At 44.4% G+C, this 20,642-nt stretch carries 9 protein-coding genes and 1 pseudogene; 6 read left to right on the top strand and 4 right to left on the bottom strand.

Going from position 1 to position 20,642, the window contains the following annotated elements:
• The 6 genes from vnfG to AC5JM2_RS26955 form a co-directional block, all read left to right on the top strand.
• Nucleotides 1–536: V-containing nitrogenase subunit delta (vnfG, locus tag AC5JM2_RS26930; protein ID WP_495837885.1), on the top strand; the 536-nt coding region annotated here is incomplete at its 5' end.
• A gap of 432 nt (nt 537–968) precedes the next feature.
• Nucleotides 969–2,360 (top strand): V-containing nitrogenase subunit beta, encoded by a 1,392-nt coding sequence (gene vnfK / locus AC5JM2_RS26935; protein ID WP_495837886.1) that lies wholly within the window; start codon nt 969–971, stop codon nt 2,358–2,360.
• A gap of 233 nt (nt 2,361–2,593) precedes the next feature.
• Nucleotides 2,594–4,123, top strand: a complete 1,530-nt coding sequence (locus AC5JM2_RS26940) for a nitrogenase component 1 (RefSeq protein ID WP_495837887.1) — start codon at nt 2,594–2,596, stop codon at nt 4,121–4,123.
• Nucleotides 4,108–5,523 carry a nitrogenase component 1 gene (locus AC5JM2_RS26945; protein WP_495837888.1) on the top strand — a complete coding sequence of 472 codons (1,416 nt, stop codon included), beginning with the start codon at nt 4,108–4,110 and terminating at the stop codon, nt 5,521–5,523. The genes AC5JM2_RS26940 and AC5JM2_RS26945 overlap by 16 nt, the downstream gene beginning before the upstream one ends.
• Before the next feature lie 428 nt (nt 5,524–5,951).
• Nucleotides 5,952–8,543: a CHAT domain-containing protein gene (locus tag AC5JM2_RS26950; RefSeq protein ID WP_495837889.1), complete on the top strand. Its 2,592-nt coding sequence runs from the start codon at nt 5,952–5,954 to the stop codon at nt 8,541–8,543.
• Nucleotides 8,544–8,715: 172 nt separating this feature from the next.
• Nucleotides 8,716–11,508, top strand: coding sequence for a two-partner secretion domain-containing protein (locus AC5JM2_RS26955; protein WP_495837890.1), 2,793 nt, complete (start codon nt 8,716–8,718; stop codon nt 11,506–11,508).
• A 3-nt stretch (nt 11,509–11,511) separates the two neighbouring features.
• Here the strand turns inward: AC5JM2_RS26955 and AC5JM2_RS26960 are convergent, their stop codons facing one another.
• The 4 genes and pseudogenes from AC5JM2_RS26960 to AC5JM2_RS26975 form a co-directional block, all read right to left on the bottom strand.
• Nucleotides 11,512–12,309 carry a DUF928 domain-containing protein gene (locus AC5JM2_RS26960; protein ID WP_495837891.1) on the bottom strand — a complete coding sequence of 266 codons (798 nt, stop codon included), beginning with the start codon at nt 12,307–12,309 and terminating at the stop codon, nt 11,512–11,514.
• A gap of 69 nt (nt 12,310–12,378) precedes the next feature.
• Complete coding sequence (locus AC5JM2_RS26965) at nt 12,379–14,952, bottom strand: CHASE2 domain-containing protein (protein WP_495837892.1); 2,574 nt, start codon at nt 14,950–14,952, stop codon at nt 12,379–12,381.
• 20 nt (nt 14,953–14,972) lie between these two features.
• Nucleotides 14,973–15,074: pseudogene (locus AC5JM2_RS26970) on the bottom strand (hypothetical protein); the annotation flags it as partial.
• 620 nt (nt 15,075–15,694) lie between these two features.
• Nucleotides 15,695–20,638: an nSTAND1 domain-containing NTPase gene (locus AC5JM2_RS26975; protein WP_495837893.1), complete on the bottom strand. Its 4,944-nt coding sequence runs from the start codon at nt 20,636–20,638 to the stop codon at nt 15,695–15,697.
• Nucleotides 20,639–20,642: the final 4 nt, after the last annotated feature.

Raw genomic sequence — 20,642 nt, forward strand, 5'->3', positions numbered from 1 at the left:
GACATGGATATCACAATGGTCCGTACATGGGTTTTGAAGGTGCTGTGAATATGGCGCGGGATATGTACAATGCCATTTACTCGCCTTTGATGAAGTTGGCTGCAGTGGATGTCCGTAAGGATCCTACCGAAGAAGATACATCCAGTGGTGAAAACAATGAAAGTTTGAAGGAGAAATCTGACGAAATCGCAGCCTACATTAAAGAGCGAACTGAGGAAATCACAGCCTATATTCAAGAGCGGTGTTTGTGGCAGTTCCACTCTCGTTCATGGGATAGAGAAGACAACATCAATGGTGTGATCAACAAAGCCATCGAAATCTTGACTGGAGAACAGGTAGCTGCTGAAACACCTAATGACAAGCTTTATTATGCAGACGGAAAGATTCTTGTAGTTGAGCTCAAAGTTAAGTTCTCATGGTTAGCCAGCATGGAACATGCACACATAAAGGCAGTACTGGAGTTAGTTAGACAAAAGCTGATTGGTATCGCCATCACTGGCTCGCTCAATGCTGAATTGAATCATTCTCTTTATTAAAGAGGAGTTCCCTAGTGCTCGACCAACCCAAAATTGCCAGGTTAAGGCAAGCAGGAGGAGTAGGGGAAGTAAGGGAAGCAGGGGGAGAGTAAGATTTTTTCTATCATCAACCCGTCAAAGTTAGTGTGGTGGACTACTAGTATTTTCTAGTACAAGGGGTGTGAGTTTGTAGTCAGCAATAGGCGTGTTTAAATAAGCGATAAATCGCTGACTACAAACCTCGTAAATTTAGTTTGGTGGATTATGAGCAATTTCTCTCAGTGCCAATTCCACCAAACTCACACAATCACCAACAAAGAATTCAGGCAAAATTCAATTCTGTACGATCGGGTGGCAAGTTGAGTCCAACCCCCACCGACAAATCTACAGAGTGTTCTAAGTTCTGGTCAAATTTCTGCTCCAAATTTCTACACTATTTAGGAGACAATTAAGATGTCTTTAGCTGTCAAAAAGAAAGAACGCAGTGGGGTCATCAATCCCATATTTACCTGTCAGCCTGCAGGAGCAGAATATGCTTCCATTGGTGTCAAAGATTGTATCCCCTTGGTACACGGGGGACAGGGTTGTAGCATGTTTGTTCGACTCATCTTTGCTCAGCATTTGAAGGAAAATTTTGACATTGCTTCTTCTTCACTCCATGAAGCTAGCGCTGTTTTTGGAGGTATGCCACGGATTGAGGAAGGTGTAAAGACGCTGGTACAACGATATCCTGATCTGCGGATTATTCCCATTATTACGACTTGTTCAACCGAGACAATTGGGGACGATATCGAAGGAACCATTACCAAGGTCAACAAATATTTAAAGAAAGAGTATCCCGATCGCGAGGTTCTTCTTATTCCTGTACATACTCCCAGTTACCGAGGTAGTCAAGTAACAGGATATGATGTCGGGGTACAGGCGCTTGTTACTAGTCTGGCAAAGAAAGGCGAACCAAATGGTAAGTTGAATATCATTACCGGATGGGTTAACCCTGGAGATGTCACTGAAATCAAGCACATCTTACAAGAGATGGAAGTTGAAGGCAACATCTTATTTGATACCGAAACCTTCAATTCGGCGACTATGCCGGATAAGTCCAGCTTTACTTATGGTAATACCACCATTGAAGAGATTGCTGATTCTGCCAATGCGATCGGCACCATTGCCCTATGCAAATATGAAGGCGGTAACGCAGCTAACTTTTTGGAAAGGGAGTTTGGTGTTCCCGCAGTTGTTGGTCCTACACCAATTGGCCTCAAAAATACTGACGCCTGGCTGCAAAATATCCAGAAACTAACTGGTAAACCAATACCGGAATCCTTGGTAGTAGAACGAGGCAAAGCGATCGACTCCTTAGCTGACCTTGCTCATATGTACTTTGCAAACAAGAGAGTGGCTATCTACGGAGATCCCGATTTGGTCATTGGGTTGGCAGAGTTTTGTCTGGAAGTTGAGTTAGAGCCAGTGCTACTCTTGTTGGGAGATGATAACAAAGCTCCTTCCAAAGACCCTAGACTTGCGGAGTTGGAGAAGAGAGCAAACCACGCTGAGTATGACATCGATGTGATCTGGAATGCGGATTTGTGGGAACTAGAAAGCCGCGTCAAGGAAAAAGGCGATATCGACTTGATTCTGGGTCATTCTAAAGGTCGATATATTGCCATCGATAACAAAATTCCAATGGTTCGAGTAGGCTTTCCTACCTTTGACCGCTCAGGTTTGTGGAAAAACCCCGTCATTGGCTATAGAGGTGCAGAATGGCTGGGAGATGCGATCGCTAACGCCATGTTTGTAGATATGGAGTACAAGCTTGATCGCGAGTGGATCTTAAATGTCTGGTAAGAGGCTGATAAGGACAATGCAGTTCGGTTAAGATCCCCCCGCCTGCGGCGACCCCCTTAAAAAGGGGGTAAAAGAGGGTTAAAAGCCCCCTTTTTAAGGGGGTTGGGGGGATCTTCAAAATATTAAAATGTTAACCGAACCGTATTGACTGATAAAGACACTTGATGATTAGCTAGATTCCTGACTTCGCAGAAGAAGTCAGGAATCTATCACCCAGAAATTGGAGAGGTATTATGGCTACCAGTATAGATGGAAACGTTGTATTTTACGGAAATTTAAGCGAACTGTATCGTTTAGCAAAAGAGGGTAAGATTAAGACTAGCTTACAAGGTAGTCATACCCGTCCCTGCAAATTTTGGACTGCAACGAAGATTTTAAGTGGGATTAAAAATGCGATCGTAATTTCTCACGGTCCAAGTGGCTGTGCTTATGGAGTCAAGCGAGCATATAAGTTAACCAACAGCCGCAATAGTGGTTCCCCTTATGAACCTGTAGTCACTACCAACATGAGTGAGAAATCGGTGATTTTTGGAGGGGAAAAAGAATTACGAGGCGCGATTTTAGAAGTAGATCAAAAATATAATCCAGATGCGATCGTTGTGGCAACGAGTTGTGCATCTGGAATTATCGGTGACTGTGTTGATGACGTGGTGAGTAAGGCACGCACTGAAATACAGTCTGAGATCATGACGATACATTGCGAAGGATTCGCAGGGGAGTATCGTAGTGGATTTGATATTGTATTTCGGCAAATCGTAGACTTTATGGAGCCACCCACTCCAGAACGGAAAGCACAACTTGCTGATGCCGTTAATATTGTGGGTGCAAAGATGGGTCCTGAAAGGACAGAAGTGGAAAGCGATGTCAAGGAACTGAAACGACTGATTAAAGGAATGGGAGCTAGGGTTCACAGTGTGATTGCTGGGGATTGCACATTAGATGAACTCAAGCAAGCACCGAGTGCGGCAGTCAACTGTACCTTATGTTTGGATCTTGGCTATACTATCGGCAAAGCCATGTCAGACAAGTTCAGTACTCCGCTGAACTCTACTATCCTTCCTTATGGTATTAGCGCTACAGAAAAATGGCTCCAAGGAGCTGCAAAATATTTAGGGATGGAAGAACAGGCGGATGCCTTGATGAAGCAGGAATATGCCGCAATCAAGACCGAATTTGAAGAAGCTAAAAAATATATAGAAGGGAAGTTAGCGATTATCGAAGGGCATGATGCTATCAAGTGCTTGTCCATTGCCCATATGTTAGAGCGCGATTTTGGGATGCGTGCGGTGATCTATAACTTCCATCCCTGGAGCACGGAGGCACGGGAAACCAGTGTAGACTACTTGTTGGAAACTGGGTTAGACCCGGAAATCTTAATTACCAAGGGGACGCTGGCTTTTGGTAAGTATGAGTCGATGAAGCAAACTGAAGACGAATTACTGAATTTTATTGGTGGTCTTGATGCAGATTCGGTGGTATATTTTGGTTCTTCCTTGAGTTTCCCACACATTCCCGTTGTCGATTTAAATGCTATCTTAAATCGTCCTAGATTCGGCTATCGCGGAGCCTTAAAGGTAGCTAAATGTATTAAAACAGCGCTTCAATACGGGTTTAGACCTCGCAGTTCGTTAACCAAGCAAATGGTATTCCCCAAAAACTCAGGGTTAGCATCTGCTCAATCACTCACAGGCAAATTAGCCCAAGACTTGCCGGATTGTACTGTATATGCAGAGAAGAGAAAAGGAAAATGTTGTCAGGAATAACAAGTAAAAACTCTACCGCAGTCAATACAATACCCTTCAACCCACAAGAAGGTAAAATGTCTGCTGGACTATCTTTTGACAATTGTGACCATAGCAAAGACCCAATTGTTGGCTGTGCCTTGGAAGGTATTGCAAACATGGTTGCTGGAATGAAAGATGTCAGTATTGTGATTCATTCTCCCCAAGGTTGCGCGTCAACTGTTGCGGCTGGCTATGATAACCATGAGGTTGATTTTACAAAGCGCAAAGTAGGTTGTACTCGTCTTTTTGAGTCAGACATTGTCATGGGAGCGTCTGATAAACTCAAAGGTATGATTAAAGAGGCGGATCAATCTTTTCATGCTAAGGTCATGTTTGTCGTTGGCACTTGCGCGGCGGACATTATTGGTGAGGATATTCAGGGTTTATGCAACAATATTCAGCCACAGGTCAATGCTAAACTTGTTCCTATACTTGCTGGTGGGTTTCGGGGCAATGCTTATGATGGCTTAGAAATGGGATTAGAGGCTTTACTTCCTTTCATCAAAAAAAGGCAAACCAAGAGGAGGGGGAGAAAGCCAAGGATTGTAAACATCATTGCACCACAGGCAAATGTGAATCCTACTTGGTGGGCTGATTTGCACTGGGTAACCCAGACGTTAAAATCTTTAAGAATTAAGGTACAAACGGTATTCTCCCACAATACCTCGTTCGCAGAACTGGAACAAGCTGGTAACGCAACCGCCAATATTCTTCTTAGTCATGATGTTGGGTATAAGTTTGCTCGGAAAATGCAACAGACTCATGACATTCCCCTCATTCTTGATGATATACCTTTACCAATCGGTGTAAAAAACACTACGCGGTGGTTGCAGGCATTGGCGGCACATTTCAAGATAGAAGAAAGAGTAGAACCGCTGATCAAACAAGGCGAAGAAATGGTTGTAGATACGCTTCGCCGACGAGCATTAATGATTATTCCCCGATATCGTAACTGTAGAGTTGCCGTATCTACAGATGGGACGCTTGGTATCGGACTGGTGAGAATGCTCTTTGAAGAGTTGGAAATGATTCCAGAAGTTTTGTTGTTTCGCTCAGCAATGCGTGAATCTCGCCCAATTCTGGAGCAAGAATTGCAAAGCCTTGGTCTTTCTCCTAGCGTGGTATTTTCTGCCGATGGATATCAAATAAAACAAGCCTTAACAGAGATTGATACTGATGCTGTTTTTGGCTCGGCATGGGAAAAATACATAGCAGAAGAACTAGGAATCCAAATCTCTTTTGATGTATTCAGCCCTACTAACAGAGAGACTTATCTTGACAAGCCATATTTTGGCTATGAAGGAATGATCAATATGATGGAAGTGGTTGCCAACGATTGGGATAGAGCTTTTCGTTCAAAACATATCCATTGGACTTAGAGGAAGGGCGATCGCTCTTCGGTAATCATGAAAAGGCGATCGCGTAACTATTCCTTATAGTCAGCAATGCTACCCGCGCCATCAAGCGAAACCGATAGCCGTTTATCTTCAATATCCTTTCCTTACTTGAGTAAAGATAAGCATTCCTCGGCGCTCAAAAGAGCCAAATATTTCTGGAACCGGGCAGAGTCTTTCTCGTAGATCCCGTCACTTAGATAGGTAGTATTTACAAGCTCCAAACGCTCCATATCCTTGATCGAATCAAACCTCCGGATTTACTTTGCGGAAGTGCGGGAAATTTTTTTTCCAGAAAATTTAGTAGGACGTTCTGGCTGATTGCCGTGTATTCAATCAACAGCAAAGGCACTGATGTAGCAACTTACACTGTATATTTTTAGTAAGGACGCGGTGCAGATGAGGGCTACAATATGGTCAGAAAAAAATATAGATTCCGCAGAATCAAACGCCTTTTAAGTGTACTGCTGCTATGTGCTATGTTCTTGGGCGCGGGATTATTGCCACCGACTTTCGCACATGTGACGGAGAGAAACTCAACCGTTCAAGCCTTACCCAATGCCCAAAACTTGCTTGAACAAGGCAGAAAACTTTATGAAGCTGAACGGTTTGCCCAAGCAATTGCAATATGGCAACAGGCTATCTCTGCATTCAAAGCTAATGGGGATGAACTCAGACAAGCAATAATACTAGGCAATCTATCATTAGCTTATCAGCAACTTGGACAATGGACTGATGCAGAAAGTGCAATCGCCCAAAGTCTCAATCTCTTAAAAACCTCACCAAATATAAACACAAAAGAGCACTCCCAAATCCTAGCGCAAGTCCTAGATATCCAAGGTCGTCTGCAATTGGCTCTTTCCAAAGCTGAAGATGCCCTAAATACTTGGCGAGTATCAGTTGACATTTATAAAAAAATAGGAGATTATAGCGCAGTTATTCGTAACCACATTAACCAAGCGCAAGCTTTGCAAGCTTTAGGGTTGTATCGTCAAGCCGAGAAGACATTAAAAGAAAGTACCAAGACTCTGCAAAGTCAACCCAACTCGCCTCTTAAAGTCACAGGACTGCGTAGCCTCGGCAACGTCCTGCAAGTCACGGGAGATTTAGAAACATCTTGGCAGATATTGCAGCAAAGTCTAGAAGTCGCTGACTCATTGCCAGATCAGCAAGCAATAGGTGATATTCTAGTTAGTCTAGGCAACACAGCTCGTGCCTTACAGCGTACGCAAGAAGCGATAGATTTTTATCAAAAAGCTGCCAAAACTGCCACCTCACCTACTACGCGCATCCAAGCTCAAGTCAATCAACTAAGACTACTTCTGGAAACCAAGAAATTCAAAACTTTCCAAGCCTTGTCGTCCCAAATCCAAACTCAACTTAGCGACTTACCCCCCAGCCGTACAGCAATTTCTGCTCGCATCAACTTTGCTCAGAGTCTAACACGATTCAAACAAGATACAACCGCAGACACTCCCGAATGGTTGGATATTGCCCAACTCCTGTCAACTGCTATCCAGCAAGCGAGAAGCTTGCAAGACAAACGTACAGAATCTTATGCTCTTGGTGTTCTAGCAGGAGTGTACGAACAAACCCAACAGAAGTCTGATGCCCAAAATCTCACCCAGCAAGCCTTGCTGATTGCTCAAGCTATTGATGCTAAAGATATTACCTATCAATGGCAATGGCAACTGGGACGTTTGCTGAAAGCTAAAGGAGATATAAAAGGGGCTACCGTCGCTTACACAGAAGCAGTTAACAACCTGCAAGACTTACGTAACGACTTAGTTGCTGTCAATCCTGAAGTGAAATTTTCCTTTCGGTATGAAGTTGAACCTGTATATCGGGAGCTAGTAGAATTACTTTTGCAACCTGAAGGAAATTCCCAACCTAGTCAAGAAAATATCAAAAAAGCTAGCCAAACAATAGAATTACTGCAAATAGCAGAACTTGACAACTTTTTTCGCAACACCTGTTTAAATGCTCGGATTCAAAGTAAAAAAGAAGACCAAATAGCAGCAGCAGTCATTTATCCTTTCATTTTGTCAGACCGATTAGAGGTTATCCTCAAGTTACCGCAAAAGGGCTGGCTGCACTATGCTACTCCTGTAGATGAAAAAGAAGTGCAAAGTACTTTAAAACAACTACAGGAAAATTTAACCAAGCCCCACACACTGCGACAGGTTCAACTCTTATCCCAAAAAGTCTACAACTGGCTGATTAAACCGGCTGACTCTGACTTAGCCAACAGTAAAACCACGACTTTGGTGTTTGTGCCAGATGGTTCCTTGCGGAATATCCCAATGGCGGCTCTCTACGACGGCAAACAGTATTTGATTGAGAAGTATAGCATTGCACTGACCCCCGGTTTGCAACTGATTTCACCCAAACCATTGCGCAAAGGATTAAAGACAATAGCCGCAGGATTGTCTGAACCACGTTCCGGATTTGATGCACTGCTCAACGTGAAGCGTGAATTAAACGAAATCCGCTCTCAAGTACCCAGCAGCATACTTCTCAATCAAGAATTTACTAGCACGGCTTTGCAAAACAAACTTAATTCTTTACCATTCCCAGTCGTTCATCTTGCAACTCATGGTCAATTTAGCTCTAAAGCTGAGGAGACATTTATTGTCGCTTGGGATGAACGCATTTATGTTAAGGATTTGAATAAGTTAGTGCAAACTGTAGAGTTAAACAGACCTGAAGCTATTGAATTACTTATCCTGAGTGCTTGTCAAACAGCTACTGGGGATGAGCGATCTGGATTGGGAATTGCTGGTGTCGCTTTTCAAGCGGGAGCACGTAGTACCATCGCTTCCCTGTGGAACTTAGATGATGAGTCTACTGCTGTGTTGATGAGTAAATTTTACCAAGAATTAGCAAACAAGAAACTCACGAAAGCCGAGGCGCTTCGTCGCGCCCAGTTAGCTCTTTTACAAAATCCTAAGTATAAGCGTCCTATGTATTGGGCACCTTACGTTCTGTTAGGTAATTGGATGTAATATTATGTGTAGTTGAATAACCGTAGATGGAAACGGCGTGAGCACTAGTGCTAAATTTCGTGTCTGTGTGGCAAAAGATTGATGAATTTTTGTAAAGAAATAGCGGATTTTGTGTAAAATTTGTGTGCTTGAATAGAAAATTGGGCAGAGGTGACTTTCACGACCAGTAGATGTGACTGATTTGATACTGATGCAGCGTAATCGTTGGAGAGCGACTGCTGTTTTCTTGGGGGGTGCAATGTTGGAAATAAGTACTCGTTGGGGCGTTTTGTTAGGGATTGCGATTGGTGGTGTGTTTTCTTTGTTTGGAGATTGTGCAGTAGCTCAAGTTATTCCTGATGGCACTTTGCCTAATAACTCTAGTGTCCAAAGAGAGGGAAACACCTTCAATATCACTGGAGGAACCCAAGCTGGTGGCAACTTATTTCACAGCTTTCGGGAGTTTTCTATTTCTACTGGCGGTACTGCTTTTTTTAATAATGGTGCGGACATTCAGAATATTATCAGTCGGGTAACGGGTGGATCAGCATCTAATATTGATGGGTTGATTCGTGCGTCGGGTACGGCTAATCTGTTTTTGATTAATCCGTCGGGGATTATATTTGGACAGAATGCGCGGTTGGATATTGGCGGTTCGTTTGTAGCAAGTACTGCTAGTGGCTTGAAATTTGCGGATGGCTTCGAGTTCAGCGCTACGGCACCTCAAGGAACACCCTTGTTGACTATCAATGTGCCCATTGGTTTGCAATATGGGAGGAGTGCGGGGAGCATGCGAAATCAATCTCAGGCAACCAATACTAGCGGTGTCCCTGTTGGTTTACAGGTAAAGCCTGGTAAAACTTTGGCGCTAGTGGGTGGCGATGTCAGCTTAAATGGCGGAATTTTATTTGCGCCGGGTGGTCGAATCGAGTTGGGAGGTATAGTAGGACAGGGAACGGTAGATCTGAATATAAATGGCAGTAACCTGTGGCTAAATTTTTCTAATAGTGTAGCGCGAGCCAACGTATCCCTTGACAATGGCGCTGTAGTGAATGTACGTGCTGGCGGTGGCGGGAGTATTGCCATCAACGCCCGAAACCTAGAGGTTTTCCAAGGAAGTCAAGTGCGGGCGGGGATAGCGTCAGGGCAAGGGGTACCTGACACCAAAGTAGGAGATATTGAAATTAATGCAACACAGGCAATTACCCTTACTGATGATACTGGAAGAGGAAGCTTTATTTCTAATAACGTGGAAAGTAACGCAAAAGGCAACGGAGGTGATATCCACATCTCCACGGGGTCGCTCTCTGTAAGCAGTGGCGCTCAACTATATGCTGGCGCTTCTGGACAAGGAGATGCGGGCAGCGTGACCATTAATGTCCGCGATACAGCCTCTTTTGATGGAGAGCGCCCAGGCTCTCCTTACTTAGTCAGTGGTGCATCCAGCAGAGTGGAAAGAACCGGCAGGGGTCAGGCGGGTAACGTCAATCTCCAAGCGGGGTCGCTGAGACTAACCAATGGCGCTGTACTCGAGTCCAGTACCTCAGGACGAGGAAATGCAGGTAGTGTAAATATTAACGCCCGTGATATTGTCTTCGATGGGCAGACTACCAATGGTTCCACCAGTAGTGGTGCATACAGCCGAGTAGAAACTGTTTACCAACAAGGTGTTGGTCAGGGGGGTAATATCAAGATTAAAGCTGATTCACTGAGAGTCACCAATGGTGCTGTCATAACTACTAGCACCGACGGACAGGGGAATGCGGGAAAAGTGCTCATTAACGCCCGCGATATCGTCTTTGATGGGATGGGTACCTTAGTTGAAAATTTCAGACAATCCAGTGGTGCCTTCAGCGCTGTAAAAAAGAATGGTGTGGGTCAGGCAGGTAGTGTTGATATCAAAGCTGATTTGCTGAGAGTCACCAATGGTGCTGTCATAACTACCAGCACCGAGGGACAGGGGAATGCGGGAAAAGTGCTCATTAACGCCCGCGATATCGTCTTGGATGAGGTGGGTAGCAATGGATTCTCTAGTGGGATCTTCAGCACAGTGGACAAGAAAGCTGTGGGCAATGGTGGTCGCATTGACATCACCACCGAGTCGCTTAGAGTGACTAATGGTGCTGAACTGGCTGTCAGCAGTCAAGGGAATAATAACGCGGCAGGCAATATAAAAGTTGGAGCACGCTCTATTCAGCTAGACAACCAAGGTGCTATCGTAGCTGAAACTGCATCAGGTAAAGGTGGCGATATTACCCTACAAAATCTGGACTTATTGCTGATGCGTCACGACAGTCAGATATCCACCTCCGCAGGTACCGCACAACAACCAGGAGACAGTGGCAACATCACCATCAATGCTCCTAATGGTTTCATCGTCGCCGTACCAGGTGAAAATAGTGATATCACTGCTAATGCATTTGAGGGCAGTGGTGGGAGAATCACGATTAAAGCTACTGATATTTTTGGCATCGCACCCCTAACTCGGCAAGAGCTTGAGAGGTTGCGTCCTGATTTAAACCCCAGTCAATTACCAACAAATGACATCATTGCCATTTCACAAACAAATCCTTCTCTAAGTGGCACGGTGCAAATTAACACACCAGATATTGATCCCAACAGCGGCTTAGTCAACTTGCCCTCAGTACCAGTTGACACCAAATTAGCCCAAAGCTGTACTGCGGGTAGCCCTATAGCTAAAAGCCAATTTACTATCACCGGACGCGGCGGCTTGCCCTCCAACCCAGGCGAACTCCTCAACACTGATGCAGTTCAAGTAGACTTAATTACTCTCAATCCCAAAAGTGATAACCGCAAGAGTCCAACTGTTACCAGCAAAACAACTACCACCACACCAGAACCCATTATAGAAGCGAGTGGTTGGATAATAAACGAAAAAGGGGAAGTCGTCCTCATAGCAAATTCTCCTACCACGCCCCATAGTCCTTGGTATAACCAGCCAAATTGCAAAGCAAATCAGCACTGAACTTCACTGCTGATTTTCCAACTTACAGCAGTCCACTTTTGGTTCAGTTGTCATATCATTCAAACCAACAGCTTGCAACAGCCTCGCCCAAGAAGTCTCTTGCGGATTCATTCGACGCAGTTCACTAGCAGCACTCAACGCCTCATACCAAATACCATTAGCAGCATAAAGGTTTACCCGTTGGCTTGGTGTTGCTTTTTCCAATTGAGTTTTTAAAACGGAGTTTACTTGCTCCCGTTTTACATATCCCTCAACATTCGCAATAATTTGATTATCCTTCTGACAGTAAATGTTGAAATACCAGCGGTATCGTTTCCCAATCTCCAGAGGTGCTGCTTTTGATGGTAAGCCAAGGTTAATCACTCCTGGTGTCCCTGTCAAAGAAGTTTTGTAAATAGTCTGATTTTGTGCTTCATCTTCTAGGACAAACTCTCCATACGCAAAAGACGAGGAATAAGGAACATAAAACCAGAAACTAGGATGCTCAGCAACTGTTGCTGCATAAACCAATTCTGATTTTGAATAAACGGGTACTAAAGCTGTTAGCCGCTTTTGAGAAACAGAAGCCAGGGGCTTATTCATGTTCCCTCCACAGCCACGGCTACCTGCTTCTGTTCGCTTACCTGGTTCTCCGATATCTGGTGGTGGAGGTGGCGCAGCGAAAATCAATGATTGGTTGAATTGTCCCTTGGGTTTTAATGTTGGGCTTTGTCCAAGAAGGGAGTTAACAGACTGTGCTCGGACTTGTATACAGCTAAGGAATGTTAAACTGATGGCGAGGGAAAGTTGAATCTTTTGCATAAACAATTTTTTTATTGTTATCAACTTGTAGAAAATTTTTCTACTTCAACTTGTAGAAATTAGTTGTTGCTAAGTTTGTGGTGAATTGAGATAAATTACCACAATGCTGCCAGTCGCTATTAAAACTAAGGCTGACGGGACGAGGGGAACCCAAATGCTAGAGCAAAAGAGAATTAAGCAAAGAAAATATAAGATGCCTATTGCGCCTCCACCCGCCAGGATGAGATGTCGTCCAGAGCGATCGCGCCAAGCAATTATACCTCCCACAAAAGACCAACCCCAAACCCATAACACTTCGCCCCAAAGAGGTAAAATTAATAACAAAGGTCGTTCATCTTTTACCGCACTCACGATTTGACTGACCATCTGTGCTTGCAGAATGACCCCTGGTATTTCCTGGTAAAAACCCTGCCCAGTTATGTAAGGGGTAGGAATATAATCACGGAAGCTTTGAGCAGTGGTACCAATGAGGACAATTCGGTCTTTGACTTGTTTGGGGTTAACTTTATTCTTAAGAACATCTGTAAGCGTGACTGTAGGGGCAATTTCCAAAGGAGAATCTTGGTAAGAGCGGTAATTGAGCAATATTTGATAGCCCTCTGTATTTACTTGTTGATAGCCACCCATGTGCGCTTGCAACTGCTTGAAAACAATGTTGCCTAATTGCAATTCCCCTGCTTTGGTATACTTGGGATAAATACCCTCCTTTTCTAAGTAGTGAAATGCCAGTTGGGTGTTAAGGGCGTAGCGTGCAGTACAAGGGGATGTTGGATCTGCTGGTTGCATTGCTAATAAATGGCGACGCAGAACGCCATCTGGATCTTTAACAACATCACTAAATCCTTGGCGTTCTGGGGGAACCCCCTTTGGAGGTGGATTTCCCGGACGGTTTTCTGTCTTGTCGCTTACTTTGCAAATCGCAAAGAAACTGTTATCTGTTTTCAATCGAGTCGCTAAAGAAGTTTGCTTCGGTTGTGATGGCTCATCACGATAGATATCCAAGCCAATGGCTCTCGGTTGGAGAGGTGCAAGTTTTTCCAACAGTCGAGTTAGTGCGAGATCTGATAGAGATCCTCTTCTGTCCTTTTGCTCTGGTAGTTTCAAATCATCTTCAGTGATAGTGACTATCAACAGGCGCGAATCTTGTTTTTCCTGTGGACGCGATCGCATGAAATGGTCGAAAGCCTGCAACTCCCATGCTTGTAGTATCCCAAGCCAGCGCACTCCCATCAACAAGCTTGTGACTATAAAACTAATCATCAAAACTGTTTTGAAATTGAGTTTAGGTTGGCGTAAAGGTAGGAGAAGCGGTTGGCGATGCTGCTTTGGGGACGCACTCTCCGGGCGATAGCGTATCTCCTGCCCAGACGCTTTGCCTTGGCGTAGCCTGTCCACAGGACTTATGCGGAGCGTGTGCTTTGCACTCAGTGCTGCGCCGTTCGCCCTTGGCGTCTCCCCTTGGGAGACGCGCAGATCGCCCCCTTGGAACGGCTCTTTTGGAGCATCGCCCTTAGTTTTCTCTCGCAACTCTTTCCAATTTGGGGACGCAAGAGCAGGGTTTTGACAAATCACAGGTAACCAGCTAGCACCAGGAAATTCACTTTCTAAACCTTGCAACTGTTCCCGCGCTTCCCGCACTGCTAAATAAAACGACTTACCATCAGCAAACCCCCGAAGAAAACGCTTCAAAAATTCTTGTGCCACTTTATCCGGCACTGGTTCTCGCATGACAATCATTTGGGGAATATGCAAATCATCCAGCTGCTGTGCTAATCCCAAGCCATCACAAGAGTTAAAAATTGCCAACTGTAACCCGCGTTCTATCGCTTTTTTTAGGGCATTTTTTAACTGCTCAATCGCTAAGCTTTCGGTAGGATTTATATGTATAAAACCTGTTTCCCCATCAGCTTGACTAGAACTATGCCCTGCAAAAAATAGAATGTCCCATCCCTGCTTATCCCAAAGCTGCTCATCTATCTCTGAGCGTTTTGGCTCTACCAAAAATACCGTTTCTGCATCTTTTGATAAATTCTCCAATAACTTTTTGTCAGCGTCAATGTCAATTCCTGTGCTATCTCCTAAAATTGCCAAAATTCTGACTGGAAGAGCCGAATTGACTACCTGATTTTCTGACTCAAATTCGATGGGACTTAAAGCGACTTCTGCCAAGCGATAATCTTCAAAAAAGCGCCAAATATGCCAGGGGAGTTTTCTTAAATAACTGTCTTCAGTTTGAATAATAAATCGAATCTCGTCAGACTTGGATAATCGCGTTCTCAGTTGTAATTCTATCTGTCGAAAATCCTGATAATCCAACCAATTATTGAGGCTTATTCGTAACTGTTGACATATCTCATCAAATTCAGCATCAGAAACGTGGGTTATGTCAGATTCATCAATTTTAATATCTTCATCAATGAGTTCTTGTTGACGTAAACCTATATTTAGAAAGCGAGCCGAATGGATTAAATCATACAGCAATTGCCAACGACGGTAGAGGTCAAGAATATTTGGAGCAGCTGGTAAACTACCCTGAAATTGACTTGTTTTGGAATTATCCTCTGACTGTAGCACAACAGTCACAAAGTCAAAGCCGTCTTGTAGAGTACCCCTTCCCAAGTTTAAGATAACTAACTTACTCATTTTTATAATCGCGCAAGTTGTTAAACCACAAAATCTTCCGTAATACTAAAATTATCGATAGCTACTTGGATTTTGAATGTTTTTCTTTTTAGGCATGTAAATCGTTTCAGTTGAATCAAGTTATCTTGAGTTCGTGATTAAAATTCCTGGAGAGTTGCTCCTAACGATGCTCTCCTTATAGTGTCTGCTTTTGTATAACTCAAGATTGCAATGCATTTGAGGTTCTGTTTTCCATTTAATCGTAGAGTAACCCTTATTATTCTCTACAGTCATATACATAGAAAATTTCTCAATCGAATTTTGACGGCTGGGCAGTTTGGGTATGCTGGTAAACATCCTGACCTCTTGTTTCAAAGCAAAGGGCTGTATTTCTATAGAAGATACAAGTGTAAAAACTTCGTTTCCGTATAGTAATGGTCCGGATGGATTTGTTCTAGAGCGAAAAACAGGGATAAAAATGTAAGAAAAATTACATTGTTTAAGCTAGTTCAAGGAGATATATCTAGTCTGAGGGTACTACTTTATAAAAAGAGGATATTAATTATACTGCTATTGGGTTAAGGTTGGCATGTAACTTGTTGGGTATTATGGCTATGAAGTAGTTTGTATTAAGTGTACTACTTACTTATTGGTGCCGTTCGAAGCGTTTTATGAGGAGTTGGGAGTGAGGTTGAAAAATGTACTTCATGTACCTGTTCCCTGCTATAGTGAAGTACCACCGCATGGCGGATAAAGTGTAGTTTCAACTTATGTCATCACAAATCCGCCGCTGGGGGTCATCTTTACTCATACCGTTGTTAGGGTTTTTCAGGTAGTCTCGCGCCCAAGAGCAACCGCGTCTTAACAAATCATCAAGATTGAAATTCCACAGAATCACTTTTCCGTCTGCACCTGCAGAAGCAAGCATCTGACCATCGGGACTGAAACTGACGCCAACAACTGGAGCATTGTGCCCAGTGTTAGCGTAGCGTTCCGAAGGAAGGGTGGTCATCAAGCTGCCATCTCGCCTCCAAAGTTTGATAGTATTGTCAAGACTTGCAGAAGCGATAGTTTGCCCATCTGGGCTGAAACTGACGCCAATCACCTGAGCGTTATGCCCAGTGAGGGTGTTAATTAAGCTGCCATCTCGCCTCCAGAGTTTGACAGTTGTGTCATTACTTGCAGAAGCGATGGTTTGTCCATCCGGGCTGAAACTCACACTATTAACCCAATCGCTATGCCCAGTAAGGGTGTTAATTAAGCTGCTATCTCGCCTCCAGAGTTTCACGGTTTTGTCATTACTTGCAGAAGCAATGGTTTGCCCATCAGGACTGAAACTCACGCTATTAACCCAATCACTATGCCCAGTGTTAGCGTAGCGTTCCGAAGGAAGAGTGTTAATTAAGCTGCCATCTCGCCTCCAGAGTTTCACGGTTTTGTCATAGCTTGCAGAAGCGATGGTTTGCCCATCAGGACTGAAACTGACGCCAATCACCGGAGCTTTATGCCCAGTAAAGGTAGTTATCAAGCGACCATCTCTCCTCCAGAGTTTCACAGTTTTGTCAAAACTTGTAGAAGCGATGGTCTGCCCATCTGGGCTGAAACTGACGCCAATCACCGGAGCTTTATGCCCAGCAATGCTAGTAATCAATATGCCATCTAGCCTCTGGAGTTTCACGGTATTGTTAACACTTGCAGAAGCGATGGTCTGCCCATCTGGGCTGAAACTGACGCCAATCACTGGAGATTCATGACCAGTGAAGGTAGTTATAAAGCGGCCATCCCACCTCCAGGGTTTCACGGTATTGTCAACACTTGCAGAATTGATGATCTGTCCATCTCGGCTGATACTAACGCCAATCATCGGACTTTTCTGACCCGTGTTAGCGTAGCGTTCCGAAGGAAGGGTGGTCATCAAGCTGCTATCTTGTCTCCAGAGTTTCACGGTGTGATCCATACTTCCAGAAGCGATGGTTTGCCCATCCGGGCTGAAACTAACGCCAGTCACTGCAGATTTATGTCCAGTGAAGGTAGTTATCAAGCGACCATCTCGCCTCCAGAGTTTCACGGTTTGGTCAACACTTGTAGAAGCGATGGTTTGCCCATCTGGGCTGAAACTGGCGAAATTAACCGGAGCTTTATGCCCAGTGAAGGTGGTGAGCAAGTTGCCATCTCGCCTCCAGAGTTTGACGGTTTGGTCAACACTTGCAGAAGCGATGGTTTGCCCATCTGGACTGAAACTAACACCAGTCATCGCACCTTTCTGTCCAATGAGAGTGGTGATTAATGTGCCATCTCGCCTCCAAAGTTTCACAGTTTTGTCAAAACTTGCAGAAGCGATGGTTTGCCCATCTGGACTGAAACTAACGCCAGTCACTGGAGCTTGATGACCAGTCAGGGTAGCAATCAAGTTGCCATCCTGTTTCCAGAGTTTGACGGTTTTGTCATAGCTTGCAGAAGCGATGGTTTGCCTATCTGGGCTAAAACTGACGCTAGTCACTGGAGCTTGATGCCCAGTCAGGGTGTTGAGCAAGCTGCCATCCCGCTTCCAGAGTTTCACAGTATAGTCTGAACTTGCAGAAGCAATGGTCTGCCCATCTGGACTGAAACTAACGTTAATCACCCAAGCTTTATGCCCAGTGTTAGCGTAGCGTTCCGAAGGAAGAGTGGTGAGCAAGCTGCCATCCCGCTTCCAGAGTTTCACGGTATGGTCAAAACCTGCAGAAGCGATGGTTTGTCCATCTGGACTGAAACTGACGCCAATCACCTGAGCACTATGCCCAATAAGGCGGTTTTGCTCTCTCACATCGTAAACGGCTTTCAGCAACCCCGTCACGACTTGTATTCGGGTGTACGGTTCTGCTTCACCTGAGTGTATCAACTGGCGTAGTTTTTTCCCTGCTTTGATGTTTTCTATCAACCCATCAAGTTCCAAAATTCCACTAGCAGTCTTACTTTTTGCCTGTAGTGCCGCATTTTTGTACTGCTTTTGCACTTGATTCCACTGGTTAATGGCAAAAATAGCTGCTGCACTCACAAGTATAGTAGAAGCAATGGCTACACCAGTTCTTGTTTGAGCTGCTTGACGCGCTTTCCTTTCTTGCTCTAGCTCTCTTTGTCTACGTTCTTGCTCTTCTCGCTGCAAGCGATCGCGTAACCCCAAACTCAACTCAATAAACACTTGCTCAGATGGACTAATCTCCTCTCGTCGCTGTTGCAACCAATCCTCTGCTTCCGCTAAAGATGTACCATGCAACAGAGCTCCCTCATCATTATTGGTAACCTCCCATTGACGCATTGCTCCCCGTAATCGCTCTTGCCAAGTGCGAAAAGTGCGATCGCTCTTCATCCACTCTCTCAAGCGTCCCCAACCCAGAATCAAAGCCTCATGCACCACCTCCACTGTTTCTTCAGAAGTCGCTTCGTCATAACCAATCACCACCAGACGCATATCCTCACTGTTGAGGCGCGTCACCAACTCCCAGTTTTCTTGTCCTATTTCTTGGCGCGTGGCTAGACGACGGGTATCTTCCGTCCCCGTTGTTTCTCCTGGACGCACCAGTTGTGTGAAAACTCGCCGTATCTGTTTTGGTTGATACTCTTGAGCTATCTTGTTGTATACTTCTTCTGCGTATTTACCCAGAGCCTCTTGAATACCGCCAATTTCATCGTAAGCTTGATTCGTCAGTTGGCAAGTTCTGTGTTTTATCGCTTCTGTCCAAAGCTGTTTCAGGGCAAATTCCAGTAAAGGTAGTTTGTCTGGTGGCGATTTGTGTTGCGAGTTTTCCGCTTGCTTGTGTGTTTTCTTGCCAACATCATTGAGAATCCGCTCTATCAGTCCTGTCTCTAGTGTGACACCCAAGGAGTATGCAGGATGTGCGATCGCTTCCCCTAATTCCTGCTCATTCATCGGTCCCAGGTTCAAACAGTTATTTTCCAAGGCATCGTTAAAAGCGCGGTAGGATTGAGCATAGCCATAAAAGTCAGACCGCAGCGTCAACACCAGTTTGAAACAAGGCGCATTATACACCGCCTCCAATACACAGTCCAGAAAACTCTCGCGTTCCTCAAAATCTGGGCAGAGGGTGTAGAGTTCCTCAAATTGGTCAGCCACCAACACAATCGATTTGGGATTGGTTGATGATATCCTAGCTATAAATTGAGTTAAAGCATTCTTGTCTGAGCGCAGTTCCGTTGCCAGTTGGTGAATTTGAAAGAGGTGATGCTCCAGCTTTGAACTGCCCAAAGCGCGAACAGATGGGTTTAGCTGAGGTTCAGCCTCATTACCAGCAACAGCTTGAGTTGATTGCAAAGTTAAAAGTGCCGTAGCTAGGGCATCCAACGGACGCTTTCCAGGACGGAAATGGGCAATTTGCAAGTTATCCGGTTTCTTAAGCAGATAGGGAATCAGTCCAGCAAACACCACCGAAGACTTGCCCCTACCGCTTGGTCCAATCACCGCCACTAGTGGCTTTTTATTCACCGCCTCTAATAGCCGGTGTGTAAAAGCTTCCCGCCCAAAAAACACCGACTTATCTTCTTGTCGGAAAGCGGATAATCCTTTGTACGGGCAACGAGGAGTACCCCCCAAATCTATCCATCTTGGTGGTAATTCTGCGGGATTCTGGCAAATCACAGGTAACCAGCTAGCACCAGGAAATTCAGTTTCTAAACCCTGCAACTGTTCCCGCGCTTCCCGCACTGCTAAATAAAACGACTTACCATCAGCAAACCCCCGAAGAAAACGCTTCAAAAATTCTTGTGCCACTTTATCCGGCACTGGTTCTCGCATGACAATCATTTGGGGAATATGCAAATCATCCAGCTGCTGTGCTAATCCCAAGCCATCACAAGAGTTAAAAATTGCCAACTGCAACCCGCGTTCTATCGCTGTTTTCAAGGCATTTTTTAACTGGGGAATAGTTAAACTTTCGGTAGGATTTATATATATGTGACCTGTTTCTCCATCATTTCTGCTAAAACTATGTCCAGCAAAAAACAAAATATCCCATCCCCGCTTATCCCAAAGCTGCTCATCTATTTCTGGGCGTTTTGGCTCTACCAAAAATACTGTCTCTACGTCGTTTGATAAGCTTGACAATAACTTTTTGTCAGCATCAATATCAATTCCCGTGCTATCCCCCAAGATTGCCAGAATTCTCACTCTTTGGGCAGAACTTTTTGTTTGACTTTCAGGCTCAAATTCTATAGGACTTAAAGCTACTTCCGCCAAACGATAATCCCTAAAAAAACGCCAAATATGCCAGGGCAGTTTTCGTAGTAAATTATCCTCAGTTTGAATAATGACTCGGATTTCATCATCATGAGATAATCGCATCCGCAGTTGGCGGTCAATGTTACGAAATGCCTCAGTATCCAACCAATTATCTATTTGATTTTGTAATTCTTCACATAGCTTATAAAAATCAGCATCAGAAACGTGAGTCACGTCAGCTTCATCAATTTTGATATCTTCATCGGTTAGCTGAGATAGACGCAAACCTATATTTATAGAGCGAGCCGAATAGATTAAATCATACAGCAATTGCCAACGACGGTAGAGGTCAAGAATATCTGGAGCCGCTGGTAAACTACCCTGAAATTGACTGGTTTTGGAATTTTCCTCTGACTGTAAAACAACAGTCACAAAGTCAAAGCCCTCTTGTAGAGTACCCCTTCCTAAGTTTAAGATAACTAACTTATTCATTTTT

It is taken from the genome of Brasilonema angustatum, assembly GCF_059505445.1.

What these genes read in the sequence shown, in the direction of transcription:
- AC5JM2_RS26965 (WP_495837892.1), bottom strand. Translation starts at nt 14,952, where the DNA reads ATGAGTAAGTTAGTTATCTTAAACTTGGGAAGGGGTACTCTACAAGAC.
- AC5JM2_RS26945 (WP_495837888.1), top strand. Translation starts at nt 4,108, where the DNA reads ATGTTGTCAGGAATAACAAGTAAAAACTCTACCGCAGTCAATACAATA.
- AC5JM2_RS26940 (WP_495837887.1), top strand. Translation starts at nt 2,594, where the DNA reads ATGGCTACCAGTATAGATGGAAACGTTGTATTTTACGGAAATTTAAGC.
- AC5JM2_RS26975 (WP_495837893.1), bottom strand. Translation starts at nt 20,638, where the DNA reads ATGAATAAGTTAGTTATCTTAAACTTAGGAAGGGGTACTCTACAAGAG.
- AC5JM2_RS26950 (WP_495837889.1), top strand. Translation starts at nt 5,952, where the DNA reads ATGGTCAGAAAAAAATATAGATTCCGCAGAATCAAACGCCTTTTAAGT.
- AC5JM2_RS26960 (WP_495837891.1), bottom strand. Translation starts at nt 12,309, where the DNA reads ATGCAAAAGATTCAACTTTCCCTCGCCATCAGTTTAACATTCCTTAGC.
- vnfK (WP_495837886.1), top strand. Translation starts at nt 969, where the DNA reads ATGTCTTTAGCTGTCAAAAAGAAAGAACGCAGTGGGGTCATCAATCCC.